Source organism: Acinetobacter stercoris, from assembly GCF_900323515.1.
In the GTDB taxonomy this organism is placed as follows: Bacteria; Pseudomonadota; Gammaproteobacteria; order Pseudomonadales; family Moraxellaceae; genus Acinetobacter; species Acinetobacter stercoris.
Window position 1 is genome coordinate 1 of record NZ_OOGT01000101.1, and the last position, 13,947, is coordinate 13,947.

Genomic DNA, 13,947 nt, shown 5'->3' on the forward strand with positions numbered 1-13,947 from the left:
TGTCTAAACATTCCAGCTACTTAATCATTATCATATTTGTGATGATTGCTTATACTTTTTATTGGAAAAACACACCTGACTCTGCAGAAAAAAAACAACATAATGCAATTTTCTGTAACGTCATTCGTAAAGAAAACGCTGTTTTAAATGAACAGGATTTACTCTACTCATTTCAATTTTATTTCAACAACAGTACACCTATGTACGCTTATCATAAGCCAAAGTTTTATGAAAAATATGGGCAACACATTATTCAAAATTATTTAAAGCTTTCACCACAACAACAAAATAGAGCAAAGTCGGATTTTGACATATGTTTGAGTATGCTTTAATTTTTCACACTAAGAACTTAGATACTACTGACAATTTTATAAATGGATATCGAAATCAGAAAAATAAATCCAGATACAGATCTGGATGCAATGCATGTTTTAACTGAACAACTTGGCTATCCAACAACACTGGAAAATTTTAAACTGCGAATACAGCAACTCTACCAACACTCGGACTATCACACTTTTGTCGCGATCTATCTTCAAAAAGTGGTTGCTTATATCGGTTGCATTAAACAATATGCATGGGAAACTGATGGCTGTTTTTTCCGAATACAGGCGCTGGTAGTAAATCAGGATTTTAGGCAAAAAGGTATCGGAAAAAAATTAATCGGGTATGTTGAAAATCAAGCAATGATCCACCAAGCTCACTATTTAATCTTAAATAGTGGTAATCGACCTGAACGTGAAATTGCACATAAGTTCTATATTAATCTGGGCTTTGAGGCAAAATCCACAGGCTTTCGCAAAACATTAGCGCAAGATGCATAAGTCAAAAAAATCGCTTTAACACTATAAATTTAAAAGTTTTTTTAAAGTTAATACGAAACATTTAACAAAATTTAGTCATCATTTATGAGCAAAGCTTCCCAAACCCTGTTTAAAACAGGGAATCTTGATCAATTTAATATCATAAACTGCTTTCAAGATATTCCCTCCTTTTAAAGGAGGGGCATCGTGGATTTAAAGGAACTGAGTGAATAGCATATCCTTAACTATAACTATGCCTCTAAATGCCTAATAAATTTTACCGCTTGTTATTATAAATCTGATCAAAAGTTGCACCATTCACAAAATGTGTTTGCTGCGCTTTCGCCCATCCACCAAAAACTTCATCGATAGTAAAAGTTTTGAGTTTAGGAAATTGTGTCTGATATTTAGCAAGCACTTGAGGGTTACGTGGACGATAGAAGTGACGAGCAGCCATATCCTGACCTAAAGGAGAATATAGATAATTGATATAACCTTTTGCTAGCCATTTATTGCCGTTTTTATCTACTGTTTTATTAACGATGGCAACTGAAGGTTCAGTCAAAATGGAAATAGATGGATAAACAATATCAAATTTGTTGCCTAAGCTTTTTTTACTCATCAAAGCTTCATTTTCCCAAGTCAACAAAACGTCTCCAATTCCACGTTCCGCAAATGTAGTCATGGAAGCACGAGCTGCAGAGTCCATCACTTTTACGTTATGGTACATTTTGCCAACAAAATCACGTGCTTTAGCATCACTACCATTTGGCTGTTTCAGTGCATATCCCCAAGCAGATAAATAAATCCAGCGCGGTAATCCACCAGTTTTAGGATTAGGGGTAATAATCTGTACACCTGGTTTAACCAGATCACTCCAGTCTTTGATATGTTTTGGATTACCTTTACGAACCATAAAAACAATGGTTGAAGTATAAGGTGCAGAATTATTTGGAAATTGTTTTTGCCAATTTGAATTGATTTGTCCAGATTTAACGATTTCATTAATATCATTTGCCAATGCCAAAGTCACAACATCAGCTTTTAAACCATCAACCACAGCACGAGCCTGCTTACCAGAACCTCCATGTGATTGTTTGAAATCAATTGTTAAACCAGTTCGCTTTAACCAATATGCGCCAAATGATTTATTGAATTCATCATAAAATTCACGTGTAGCATCATATGAAACATTAAGAAATTGACGATCTGCTGCCTGAACAGTATTTGCTACAAAAGCAAGACCGGTAGTCAACACCACAGCACTCACGAAAGATTTAAACTGAAATTTCATTGTTCAAATAAAGAAATGTTAAAAATTGTTCCCACTATATGAAATAAACTCATAAAGCACAATGATTCACAGCACTTCATGTAATTTAGAGTTTTTTATAAATAGAATCTAACTTATTAGAATTTAATATAAATTCATTCAAAAATGTGATTTAGTCTTTTTATATATGTTTTTGTGTATTCCATATGAAAGAAACGAATAAATCATGTCCCGTTTCTTTCATGCGTTTCGAATCAAGATAAATTACTTTTTCTCACTCGAAATCTGGTCATAAATCGCACCATTCACAAAATGAGTCTGCTGTGCTTTTGTCCATCCTCCAAAGACTGCATCAATGGTGAATAATTTGATTTTTGGAAACTTATTTTTATATTTTGCAGCCGCTGCCGCATTACGTGGACGGAAATTGTATTTTGCGGCCAGATCCTGCCCTAAAGGCGAATATAGATAATTTAAATATCCTTTAGCCAAATTACGATTTCCATCTTTATCAACAGTTTTATCTACGATTGCCACCGAAGGCTCTGCCAGAATCGAAATAGACGGATAAATAATCTCATATTTGTCTTTACCTAAACCTTGAGTTGCAAGTAATGCTTCATTTTCCCATGAAAGAAGTACATCACCGATTCCCCGTTCTGCAAACGTAGTCAAAGAGCCTCGTGCACCAGAATCTAGAACCTTGACATTCTGATAGAGTTTTTTCACCAGTTCACGTGCTTTTACATCATTTCCCCCGGGCTGTTTCAGTGCATATCCCCACGCAGAGAGATAAATCCAACGTGGTGCGCCACCTGTCTTGGGATTTGGGGTAATAATTTCTACACCTGGTTTAACCAGGTCATTCCAGTCTTTAATATTTTTTGGATTTCCCTTACGAACTAAAAATACAATCGTTGAAGTATATGGTGCAGAATTGTTAGGAAATTCTTTTTGCCAATCTTTTTTAATTAGTCCTGCTTTCACGATCTCATCAATATCGTTTGCTAAAGCCAACGTTACAACATCAGCCTTCAACCCATCGATGACCGAACGTGCCTGTTTGCCAGACCCACCATGCGATTGCTTAAAATCGACATCCTGCCCCGTTCTTTTTTTCCAGAATGCACCGAACTTTTGGTTATATTCTTGGTAGAATTCACGTGTTGGATCATAAGAGACGTTTAAAAACTCTTTCGCAGCAAAACTATTTACACTTGAAAATCCAATTAAACCCACTAAACTTGCAAAAAATATTTTTTTCATTTATTTCACATTTTCTCAATAATTTTGCACACTATATTTTTTATTTTTAAAATTAACAATCAATCACTTATATAAATTATTGCGATTTAATTCTCTTTTTTGAATATCAAAAAATCAACTATTTATAGAATATAATAATGATAATTTTTTTAGCATTATTTCTGTAACATTTTTAGTGAATAATAGTTAAACACCAGTTTCTCCAATCTTTCTACATTATTTATTGCTAAATATGTATAAATTGATACAAAGATTGTTTTTGCATCGAAACTTGTTTATGCTGTATAAAAAGTGTGATCCATTTATACATTTTTGTAGTATTTAATGTATGGAGTGGGTGATAAAACAATAAATACCCATCATTCGGGGAGTGTATGGAAATGTATAGTCATTTGATTAAGGCATTTGGTCTAAGTATTAGCCTAATGTTAGCTGCACAGGTAGGACATACCGCTGCGATTAAAGATACCAACAAACCTGTGAATTCTAGTGTTGTTAATAAACAATCACCTATAGAAAAAGCATTGAACCAGCAAAAGCGTGGCGAAAATAATGGTGTTAACGATGAATTAAAAATGTTAACAGCATTAAAAAATGCTCCGACTCAAAATTTTCTTGCTGAGCAAAATCAACGTTTTTCACGCTTTATTCAGGCACTATTTCAGCCTCACTCTTCATCTTAAACTATATATAAGTTCTTCTCCCCAAAAGAATTTTCAAAGTCCAGTTGCATAATGGTGAAATAGCCCTTAAGCAATTGGGCTTTTTCGTTATAATAGTTGTCAATTTAGATTCTGATTAATATTTATTATGAAAGTTCGTACTCGTATTGCTCCATCTCCTACTGGTTTTCCACATGTAGGAACAGCTTTTATTGCGCTGTTCAATTTATGTTTTGCCAAACAGCATGATGGTGAGTTTATCTTACGTATTGAAGATACTGATCAATTACGATCTACTCCAGAATCTGAAAAAATGATTTTAGACTCATTGCGCTGGCTCGGTCTAGACTGGTCTGAAGGACCTGATGTTGGTGGGCCGCATGCACCCTACCGCCAATCTGAACGTATGGGTATTTATAAAAAATATGCAGAAGAACTGGTTGAAAAAGGACATGCATTTTACTGTTTTGCAACGGCTCAAGAACTAGATGAAATGCGCACTGAACAACAGGCACGTGGAGAAACTCCTCGCTATGATGGTCGTGGTCTGAAGCTTTCTCAAGAAGAAGTTGCCCGTCGACTTGCTGCAGGTGAACCACATGTCATTCGTATGAAAGTCCCATCAGAAGGCATATGCAAATTTGATGACATGCTTCGTGGCGAAGTAGAAATTCCCTGGGCACAGGTAGATATGCAGATTCTACTTAAAACTGATGGCTTGCCAACCTACCATTTGGCAAATGTAGTAGATGACCATCTAATGCAAATTACCCATGTCATCCGTGGTGAAGAATGGATTCCTTCAGCTCCAAAACATCAGTTACTTTACAAATATTTTGGTTGGGACATGCCAGTGCTTTGTCACATGCCATTGCTGCGCAATCCAGATAAATCAAAGTTATCAAAACGTAAAAACCCGACATCAATTAATTATTACCGTGACATCGGTATTCTTCCTGAAGCTCTACTCAACTATTTGGGGCGCATGGGCTGGTCTATGCCTGATGAACGTGAAAAGTTTACTTTAGCTGAAATGATCGAGAACTTTGACATCAAACGCGTATCACTTGGTGGTCCTATTTTTGATGTCGAAAAACTGAATTGGTTAAATGGTCAATGGATTAAGGCACTTACTCCTGCCGAATTACTTGATACCATTTTGAAATGGCAAGGTGACCGCAGTAAACTTGAAGATATCGCAGCAGCAATCCAGCCACGAATCAATCTGCTTTCAGAGGCAGTCAATTGGGCTGGGTTCTATTTCAATCAATTTCCTCAAATCACCAAAGAGCAATTTGAAAGTAAAAAACTGACGGAAGAACAGGTACGCCAAAGCTTACAATTTGCGATTTGGCGTTTAGAAAGCATGTTCACGTGGAATAATGACACTGTAAGTCAAACTCTAATGGATTTGGCGAATCAGATGGGTATTAAACTACGGGACTTTATGCCGACATTCTTTATTGCGATTGCTGGTTCAACCAGCTCCACGCCAGTAATGCAATCGATGGTGACCATCGGTCCCGATCTCACATTTGCACGTCTACGTCACGCACTTGAAATCGTTGGCGGCCCGAGTAAAAAAGAAGCGAAAGTTTGGGAAAAACTCAATGAAAGCCTGAAATTGCCGAAAAATGATGCAGTTGATGAAGCTTAATTAATTTTTTTATTGACGTATGAGCGGAATATCCATAATATTGCGCTCACACAAGCTGGGGTCATAGCTCAGTTGGTAGAGCGCTACAATGGCATTGTAGAGGTCAGCAGTTCGATCCTGCTTGGCTCCACCATATTAGTTTCACCTTTGTGTATGCCTCATAAGTCCCCATCGTCTAGAGGCCTAGGACATCGCCCTTTCACGGCGGTAACCGGGGTTCGAATCCCCGTGGGGACGCCAGATTCAAAAAAGCCACTGTACTCAGTGGCTTTTTTATTGCGTTGAATTTAGTTATACAATGAATTGTTATAGAATTACGAAAATTGAATTTTGGAGTTGTAATGCAATACCGTTGCCCAAAATGCCAAAGCGCTAAGATTATGCCGCTTAGTAATGGTACAAATGTTGTTAAACCTGTTGTGCCTAAAAGTTTAGTTATTCTCATTCCTGCCTTATTTATTCTATTATTTTTGGTAGTACTTAGTATTGGAATGTGGATTTTTGGTAATGGTGCAGGTCCTACACTTCAAATTGCGACTGTTGTAATTTTTGTAATTTGCGTACTTGCAGGTTTGATGTTCTGGCGTGATCTGCCTAATTTTAAAATTTCAATGCAGAATTTCATGAATTCAAACAAAGACTGGAAATGTCGTGACTGCCACCATGAATGGCATGTCTAATCGTATTCATAACTGGATCTTTAATTCAAAATAATATGAAAAAGATTGCAGTAAGCCTGCAATCTTTTTCATTATAATTAAATATCAATGCTCAATGCTGATGCACATTTCGAGATTTATTTATATCGGAATGCCCATGTGAATCATGATTATCTTCCGCATGCTCATGAGCATGTGCCATACACGCATCATCCTCAATTTGTAATGTGACCTCAGTGATTCCATGCTGATGTGTCAGCATTTCCACTGCTTCACGGTACAATACATTCCGATCTGCACAAGGAGCTAGCAAATGTACTGTTAAGTGTACATTTTTAGAAGTAATTGCCCACACTTTTAATTGGTGAATGTTTTCCACACCATTTAAAGCCAGTAGATCATTCCTTAACTCTTCAATATCAATTTCATCAGGTACCCCCTCTAACAAGATGTTGATACTCTGTTTTAAAAGCACCCACGCTCTAGGAAGTACCCAAAAACCAATCAAAACAGCAATCAGGGTATCAATCCATACCCAGCCTGTGAAATAGATGATAGCTGCCCCAATAATCACACCTAATGAACCAAGCGCATCACTTAAAACCTCTAAATAAGCACCTTTAACGTTCAGACTGTCTTTAGAGCTTGAAAACAAAATCGACATCGAAATCAGGTTAATGACAAGACCAATCACAGCAACAATCAGCATACCTGTACTATGGATTTCAGGTGGCGTGCTAAAACGTCGATATGCCTCATATAGGATATACATTGCAACAATAAATAACATGGATGCATTAAACAATGCCGCCAAGATTTCAAAACGCTGATAACCAAAGGTTCGCTTATCATCTGCTGGCATTTTGCCAATTTTAATGGCAACCAATGCAATTGCCAGTGCAGCAGCATCAGTAAACATATGTGCTGCATCAGAAAGTAGTGCCAAGCTTTGAGTGATAAAGCCAGCTACGACTTCCACAATCATAAAGGTTGTTGTTAGTATCAATGCAAATGTGAGTTTTTTTACATTGCTTTCAGTCACTACAGCATGACTATGGTCATGCCCATGATGCCCACTCATTGGTAGACTCCTTTATAGCTGAGCTGATTTCTTTAAGATCAGCTCATTTTTATAGTTACAACTGATTTATTTCATCTTATTTACTTTAGATATTATGCAATATCACATAAAAAAGATGTTGTGATGCGTTATGAGTTATGTGGTAGTTCTCGATTCCCTACATTCATCCAGCGATATAAAACAGGAATCACGATCAGGGTCAGTAAAGTGGAAGAAATAATTCCACCAATGACAACTGTTGCTAAAGGACGCTGCACCTCTGCTCCAGTCCCTGTTGCCAAAGCCATAGGAATAAAGCCGAGAGAAGCTACGAATGCTGTCATCAACACAGGTCTCAACCTTAAAATTGCACCACTCCATGTTGCCTGATGAACATCCAGATGAGTTCTAAGTTCCTTGATAAATGTCAGCATCACTAAACCATTCAGTACAGCCACCCCCGAAAGGGCAATAAAGCCGACGCCAGCAGACATTGAAAGTGGAATATCTCTCAACCAGAGTGCAATCAGACCACCTGACAATGCAAAAGGAACACCTGTAAAAACCAACAGACTTTCTTTGGCATTATGAAAAACAGCCATGAGTAAAATAAAGATCGTGATCAGAGCAATAGGAATCACGATCTGCATGCGCGCTTTAGCCGATGCCAGATTTTCATACTGACCACCATAAGTGAGCCAGTAACCACTTGGCAAAGGCTGGTTATTAAGTTTCTCATGCACTTCCGAGACAAAAGAACCCAGATCTCGCCCTTCAACATTCGCCGTTACAACCACACGACGCTTTCCATCTTCGCGGCTCACCTGATTAATCCCTAAAATATTTTCGACTTTAGCTACGTCTTGCAACTGGATTAATCCTCCATTTGGGATCTGTATTGGCATAGCTGCAATTTGCTCAGGCGTTCTTTGAGCATCATCCAGACGGATCACAAAATCAAAACGACGGTCACCCTGTAAAATTTGTCCAACACCTTGACCACCAACACCGCTTGCCACAATGTCCTGAATAGCGCGAACTGAAAGCCCGTATTGAGAAGCAAGGCTTTTATCAATATCTACATTAAGCAAAGGTAAACCCGTTGTCTGTTCAACATTAACCGCTGTAGCACCTGAAATTGACTGGATCTGGGTTGCAATTTTTTGCGCCTCACGATTAAGGACATCCATATCATCACCAAAGACTTTAACTCCCAAATCACTACGCACACCAGAAATTAACTCATTAAAACGCAGCTCAATCGGCTGTGAAAATTCACTGTTATTTCCAGGGATAGTTGCCAGAAATGCTTGCATGCGTGTACGTAACTCATCAATGCTTTCCTTCGGATTTTTCCACTTCTCACGGGGGTTGAGTAAAATCACACCATCAGAAATGTTAGGAGGCATAACATCAGTTGCAACTTCTGCTGTACCAGTACGAGCAAATATTGCTTTGATTTCAGGAAATTCTTTTAATAACAGTTTTTCTGTATTTTCCTGCATTCGTAAAGACTGCTCTAGACCAGTACTTGGTGAACGCATCTGTTGAATGGCAAAGTCACCCTCGCTCAACTGCGGTGCAAATTCACTACCTATTTTTGAAGACAGCGCAGCAACTAGAAATAAAATACAGACGACCAAGGTGATGACAAAAACCCTAAACTGATAAGCCACATCTAAAATCTTTGCATACTTCTGCTTCAACCAGATCATCCATCGACTTTCTGTTTCTTTAACCTCACCTGTTACAAATAATGCGACTGCTGCAGGAACAAAAGTCACCGATAAAATCATTGCTCCAACTAAAGCAAATACAACTGTTGCCGCCATCGGATGAAATAATTTTGCTTCAACACCTGTCAAGGCAAAAATCGGGAAATACACAACCAGAATAATCAACTGTCCAAAAATAAGAGGTCTACGTGCTTGTTTTGCCGCGAAAAACACCTCTTTAAAACGTTCACTGGATGTTAATAATCGACCTTTTTTATGTTGTGCCTCAGCCAACCTGCGGATACAGTTTTCAACAATGACCACAGCGCCATCAACAATAATACCGAAATCCAGTGCCCCCAAACTCATTAAATTGGCACTGATTTTTTGTTCTGTCATGCCCGTAAGCGTAAATAACATGGACAATGGAATCACGCATGCAGTAATCAGTGCGGCACGAAAATTCCCGAGAAAAACAAACAAAATCACGATAACCAGAATCGCGCCTTCAACCAGATTTTTCTGTACTGTCTTGATCGCTCTTTCCACCAAATCTGTACGATCATAAACTGTTTCAATGACGACACCTTTGGGTAATGATTTCTGGATTTCTTTGATTTTGTGATCAACAGCCAGTGCAACTGTTCGGCTATTTTCACCCATCATCATCATGGCAATCCCCAAAACGGTTTCCGTACCGTTATAGGTTGCTGCTCCTGTTCTTAAATCATGACCAATAGAAACAGTCGCCACATCCGAAACACGAACAGGAAAGCCGTTTTTGGTGCTCACAGTAATATTTTTGATATCCTCAACACTTTTTAAAGTCCCTGGAATCCTCACTGTCAATTGTTGTCCATTATTTTCAATAAAACCCGCACCACGATTTTCATTATTCTGCATCAGAATATTTTGCAGATCAGTAATCGGGATTTGCAATTGCTGTAAGCGTTTCAAATCAGGTGAAACCACATAGGTTTTATTAAATCCACCGATACTATTTATTTCAGCAACGCCAGCTACACGTTGTAGTTGAGGTCTAATCACCCAATCCTGTATTTCCCTTAGATCCATCGCTGTATAAGGTGTTCCATCAGGCTTCCGGATATCTGGATCAGCCCTGACAACCCATTGATAAATCTCTCCCAAACCAGTTGAAATGGGAGACATGACTGGTGTCGTATCATCAGGGAGCTCTTCCTTAACTTCTTGCAAACGCTGATTGATCAGTTGCCTAGCCCAATAGATATCCGTACCATCTTTAAACACAACTGTGACTTGTGATAAACCATATCGAGATATAGATCGGGTTTGCTTTAGATCAGGAATACCCGCCATTGCTGTTTCAATGGGATACGTAATCCGCTGTTCCATTTCAAGCGCAGTAAAACCATTGGCTGTAGTATTAATCTGTACCTGAGTATTAGTAATATCTGGTACAGCATCAATCGGAAGTTTTTGGTAGCTCCAGATTCCTACAGCAATCCATGTAATGATAAATAACATCACCCAGATGGCATTATTGATTGAAAACTGGATCAAACGATCAAACATACCTTCTGGTTTAGGTAAGCTTGGTTCATTTTCTGAATGTGGTGATTGGGAGTTAGTGTCCATGGCTTGCTTCTCCTTTCTCCAGTTCAGATTTCAGCAGAAAACTTCCTTGGGTCACATATTGTTGCCCCTCAGAAACACCTGATTTGACTTCTACCCATACGCCATCACCTGATAATTGTCCCAACTCAACAGGTACTGCCCGAAACTCAATATTCTGGTTTTTTGCTTGCGCGATAAAAATGGCATCTTTACCCTCAATCTGCTGAATTGCAGATTTTTCCACTCGCAATGCCTGAGTCGAACTATTTTTTCGCAATTTGACATTGACCATCAAGTTTGGACGCAGCTCTGTCTCCGTAGACAACACTTTTGCACGAACTTGTAAGCGTCCAGTTTGCTCATCAGCCTGTACATTTAAGTTCTGGATTTGTACCTTAAAAAAATGACCTGTCTGTAGGGACTGAAATTCAACCATCTGACCAGGTTGGATCGAAGCATATTCAGCACCTGGAACAATGAACTCCAGCCATAACTGGTCTAACTGATCTATCGTAAAAAGCTGAGTTGCTAGCTGTACATTTTCACCGACAACCAGATCTTTACTGCTAATGACTCCAGAAATAGGTGCGGTAATCACATAACGCCCATTAGACCCATGACTTACCCCAAAGGCAGCTAAACGTGATTTTGCAGCCCTCACCTGAATTTCAGCCTGTTTAAAAGCATTGTAACTACGCTGATAATCCTGCTTTGCAGAAATGCCTTGTGACCACAACTCCTTTTCCCGAGCATAATCTTGTTGAGCCAACTGCAAATTGGTTTGCGCCACACTTAAATTTGCTTGCTGATCAACCAGATCCGGAACCAATAAACTTGCTAAAACCTGCCCTTTCTTAACCTGCTGTCCGAGTTCAACATTTACCGATTCCACTCTGCCTGCAAAACCTGGAGAAACATGGGCTTGCCGATCTGTATTTACAATCAATCTTGCTGGATACGATGAAGCCTGTATGATCTCACCCATAGCAACCTTTGAAAGCTTTAAACCCTGCTCAGCCATCTGTTTAGCAGTCAAAGAGAGTATCTCCTCTTCAGCATGAGAATCCTCCTGACCTTCAGATTCACCTTTGCTGTGCCCATGCTCATCACTTTCACTTGAGGTATTTTTTTTATCTTTGGAAGATAGTAATAGTCCGATCACAACAAAAGCCGTGATAACTAAAGTTATGATAATAAGAACATTCTGAGATACTTTCCCGCTTTGATTTTTTATTGTTCTCATATTATTCTCCTCCAATTACAGGTAATGCTTGTATGTTTTGCCCCAGCTTTTCATTAATTTGATTCAGTGCATCTTTTGCAGTAATTTTCTCAGGTGAAATACCGATACTCATACTCTCAACCCGAATCGCTTTTTCCCATGCATCCTTTAAAATCTGAACCCGCCTTAATCTGATTTCCTGTAACTGTTGAGTTGCTTGCTGAACATCCGATACAGCAAACTTCCCAGCCTTAAAACCCTCCAAGGTTTTATGTTGTACCCCTGTCACAAGCGGAAGCTGAACTTTCTGTACTTGCTGAAACTGCTCACTCAGCTTTTCTAGCTCATACAAAGTATTGTTTACTTTCAAACGATTTTGCTGCTGATAAAATGCCTGTTGTCGATCCAGTAAATCCTGTTTAGCTTTCGCTATATGGATACTATATTGATTACGATTGAAAATATTTAACGGAATCTCAACACCGAGAAGTAACTCATTTTCAGATCTATTATCTTGAGAAGATGTCCGTTTAACTCCTGCCGACAATGTAGGGTTTGGGCGTGCTTGGGCCTTAAGAAAGTCAACATTTGCCTTACTTTCAGCAATCTGTAACGCCAAAGATTTTTCCGAAAAATTGTCACTTAAATATTGTTGAACTGTCTGAGCAGTTTCCAAGGGCCATATCGCACCTGAACTTTGTTCAGCACTGATCTCAAGTGACGACTCTCCCCACAACTGGCTTAAATCACGCTGTGCTATTTGTAATTGCAATTCAGCCTGATTAAAAATACGTTGATTTTCTGAATGAGTGATTTTGACCCGGTCCAAATCAACCTGAGCAAGATTTCCAGCTAAATAACGTTTCTCAGCAGCTTGCAAGTTCTCCAGACTGGTTTGTAACTGGGCAAATACAACATCGCGCTCAACTTCTGCAATCGCTAACTGCGACCAGAGGTATTTAACAACGAGTTCCAGTTCAGCCTGATAGATACGTTGTTGTAGATTAGATTGTTCACTTGATATTTCAGCTAACTTTTTCTTCGCATTTCGCTCACCAAAAATATCCAGCTTTTGCGAAACAGCAATATTCAGTTCTTTATCCTGCTTCGATTTAAAGCCTGTTTGATCTATGGATAAACTTGGATTTATCCACAGTTTGGCTTGTTTTTTGTTCGCTGCAACAATTTCATGCTGTGCATCCCATAGTCCCTGACTTGCTTGATAGGCTTTCACTTTTTGAATACTTTGTTGCAAATTCAAATTCTGCTTTGGTGCCGCATGCACCCAAACAGGTATAGCCATAGCAGTCAGTACCATGGTTTCCAGTAAAACACCTGAAAAAGAGTTTACTGATCTAGCAACCGTTCGTTTGAATAACGGCTTAATTAAGTTTTTTATTGACATGGTTATGCCCCACTCTGTTTTATTAAACGAAGTGGTGGGCTTATTTTTGGCTACCCCACCTTATAGCGGGGATAAAACAGGCGGAGGATTATTGAGAAATAAATGAGGAGACTGGTATAAATTTTTCCAGTCAAAATCTTGCTGAATCTGATGTGTTGCAAAAACTGGCTCTACAGCGTCCTTGCGTACCTCAAGCACGATAAAATGAGCAAATGATGGCAGGTGATCACTATGATCATCAACAATATCAAATTTAAATTTGACATGTTTCGCTGTATTAGAATCTGCAGATTTTGAATTATTACTTAAATCATTTATACGACAACCTAAAGCTTCATGGTGTCCAAAATGATGATTTGAGATCATATTTGATGATGTTTTTACACTTGTTTCATGACCACAAAAAACTGCTGCTACGTTCCAAAAGCTTTGAAACATAAACAAACTTAACAAGATGGTAATCAACAAGCGAGATTTTTTCACAAGATTTTGCTCGAAGTTCGAACCAAGTGACTATAGCAATGAATATGCACGTAATAAAATTACATTCTCAGCAAATATTGAAATTTCTTTAAATAATTACGTATTTACATGCTTTAATATACAAAGTTGTACATTTTACTGTTGAC

At 38.5% G+C, this 13,947-nt stretch carries 12 protein-coding genes and 2 tRNA genes; 7 read left to right on the plus strand and 7 right to left on the minus strand.

The features are described from left to right. Nucleotides 1-332 (plus strand): hypothetical protein (locus tag KPC_RS11355; RefSeq protein WP_213065896.1); only part of this gene is annotated, 332 nt, incomplete at its 5' end. A gap of 42 nt (nucleotides 333-374) precedes the next feature. Next, the gene (locus KPC_RS11360; protein WP_121974496.1) at nucleotides 375-824 is read left to right on the plus strand and encodes a GNAT family N-acetyltransferase; all 450 of its coding nucleotides are present in this window, start codon (nucleotides 375-377) and stop codon (nucleotides 822-824) included. Between the two features lie 256 nt (nucleotides 825-1,080). Here KPC_RS11360 and KPC_RS11365 read toward each other — a convergent pair whose 3' ends face one another. Both KPC_RS11365 and KPC_RS11370 read right to left on the minus strand, forming a co-directional pair. Beyond that, nucleotides 1,081-2,097, minus strand: a complete 1,017-nt coding sequence (locus tag KPC_RS11365; protein WP_121974497.1) for a sulfate ABC transporter substrate-binding protein — start codon at nucleotides 2,095-2,097, stop codon at nucleotides 1,081-1,083. Between the two features lie 243 nt (nucleotides 2,098-2,340). Further along, nucleotides 2,341-3,342: a sulfate ABC transporter substrate-binding protein gene (locus KPC_RS11370; protein WP_121974498.1), complete on the minus strand. Its 1,002-nt coding sequence runs from the start codon at nucleotides 3,340-3,342 to the stop codon at nucleotides 2,341-2,343. Nucleotides 3,343-3,722: 380 nt separating this feature from the next. Here KPC_RS11370 and KPC_RS11375 point away from each other — a divergent pair, with 380 nt between their 5' ends. The 5 genes from KPC_RS11375 to KPC_RS11395 all read left to right on the plus strand — a co-directional run bounded on the left by KPC_RS11375 (nucleotide 3,723) and on the right by KPC_RS11395 (nucleotide 6,341). After that, nucleotides 3,723-4,025: a DUF4179 domain-containing protein gene (locus KPC_RS11375; RefSeq protein WP_121974506.1), complete on the plus strand. Its 303-nt coding sequence runs from the start codon at nucleotides 3,723-3,725 to the stop codon at nucleotides 4,023-4,025. A gap of 127 nt (nucleotides 4,026-4,152) precedes the next feature. Further along, a complete protein-coding gene (gene gltX, locus KPC_RS11380; protein WP_121974499.1) occupies nucleotides 4,153-5,661 on the plus strand; it encodes a glutamate--tRNA ligase in 1,509 nt (502 codons plus the stop codon). 57 nt (nucleotides 5,662-5,718) lie between these two features. Then, nucleotides 5,719-5,794: transfer RNA gene (locus KPC_RS11385), tRNA-Ala, on the plus strand. 31 nt (nucleotides 5,795-5,825) lie between these two features. Continuing rightward, nucleotides 5,826-5,901, plus strand: a tRNA-Glu gene (locus tag KPC_RS11390). A gap of 101 nt (nucleotides 5,902-6,002) precedes the next feature. Then, nucleotides 6,003-6,341 carry a zinc-ribbon domain-containing protein gene (locus KPC_RS11395; RefSeq protein WP_121974500.1) on the plus strand — a complete coding sequence of 113 codons (339 nt, stop codon included), beginning with the start codon at nucleotides 6,003-6,005 and terminating at the stop codon, nucleotides 6,339-6,341. A 91-nt stretch (nucleotides 6,342-6,432) separates the two neighbouring features. On the opposite strand, the gene KPC_RS11400 is transcribed toward KPC_RS11395, so the two are convergent. The 5 genes from KPC_RS11400 to KPC_RS11420 form a co-directional block, all read right to left on the minus strand. Then, complete coding sequence (locus tag KPC_RS11400) at nucleotides 6,433-7,401, minus strand: cation diffusion facilitator family transporter (protein WP_121974501.1); 969 nt, start codon at nucleotides 7,399-7,401, stop codon at nucleotides 6,433-6,435. A 128-nt stretch (nucleotides 7,402-7,529) separates the two neighbouring features. Further along, nucleotides 7,530-10,712, minus strand: coding sequence for an efflux RND transporter permease subunit (locus KPC_RS11405; RefSeq protein ID WP_121974502.1), 3,183 nt, complete (start codon nucleotides 10,710-10,712; stop codon nucleotides 7,530-7,532). Beyond that, nucleotides 10,702-11,934, minus strand: a complete 1,233-nt coding sequence (locus tag KPC_RS11410) for an efflux RND transporter periplasmic adaptor subunit (protein ID WP_121974503.1) — start codon at nucleotides 11,932-11,934, stop codon at nucleotides 10,702-10,704. The genes KPC_RS11405 and KPC_RS11410 overlap by 11 nt, the downstream gene beginning before the upstream one ends. A gap of 1 nt (nucleotide 11,935) precedes the next feature. Then, nucleotides 11,936-13,318 (minus strand): TolC family protein, encoded by a 1,383-nt coding sequence (locus KPC_RS11415; protein ID WP_121974504.1) that lies wholly within the window; start codon nucleotides 13,316-13,318, stop codon nucleotides 11,936-11,938. A 60-nt stretch (nucleotides 13,319-13,378) separates the two neighbouring features. Then, entirely contained in the window at nucleotides 13,379-13,801 is a 423-nt protein-coding gene (locus tag KPC_RS11420; protein ID WP_121974505.1) for a cation efflux protein, CzcI-like, read from the minus strand. Nucleotides 13,802-13,947 lie beyond the last annotated feature (146 nt).

What these genes read in the sequence shown, in the direction of transcription:
- KPC_RS11415 (WP_121974504.1), bottom strand. Translation starts at nt 13,318, where the DNA reads ATGTCAATAAAAAACTTAATTAAGCCGTTATTCAAACGAACGGTTGCT.
- KPC_RS11395 (WP_121974500.1), top strand. Translation starts at nt 6,003, where the DNA reads ATGCAATACCGTTGCCCAAAATGCCAAAGCGCTAAGATTATGCCGCTT.
- KPC_RS11360 (WP_121974496.1), top strand. Translation starts at nt 375, where the DNA reads ATGGATATCGAAATCAGAAAAATAAATCCAGATACAGATCTGGATGCA.
- KPC_RS11365 (WP_121974497.1), bottom strand. Translation starts at nt 2,097, where the DNA reads ATGAAATTTCAGTTTAAATCTTTCGTGAGTGCTGTGGTGTTGACTACC.
- KPC_RS11375 (WP_121974506.1), top strand. Translation starts at nt 3,723, where the DNA reads ATGTATAGTCATTTGATTAAGGCATTTGGTCTAAGTATTAGCCTAATG.
- KPC_RS11405 (WP_121974502.1), bottom strand. Translation starts at nt 10,712, where the DNA reads ATGGACACTAACTCCCAATCACCACATTCAGAAAATGAACCAAGCTTA.
- KPC_RS11400 (WP_121974501.1), bottom strand. Translation starts at nt 7,401, where the DNA reads ATGAGTGGGCATCATGGGCATGACCATAGTCATGCTGTAGTGACTGAA.
- KPC_RS11410 (WP_121974503.1), bottom strand. Translation starts at nt 11,934, where the DNA reads ATGAGAACAATAAAAAATCAAAGCGGGAAAGTATCTCAGAATGTTCTT.
- gltX (WP_121974499.1), top strand. Translation starts at nt 4,153, where the DNA reads ATGAAAGTTCGTACTCGTATTGCTCCATCTCCTACTGGTTTTCCACAT.
- KPC_RS11370 (WP_121974498.1), bottom strand. Translation starts at nt 3,342, where the DNA reads ATGAAAAAAATATTTTTTGCAAGTTTAGTGGGTTTAATTGGATTTTCA.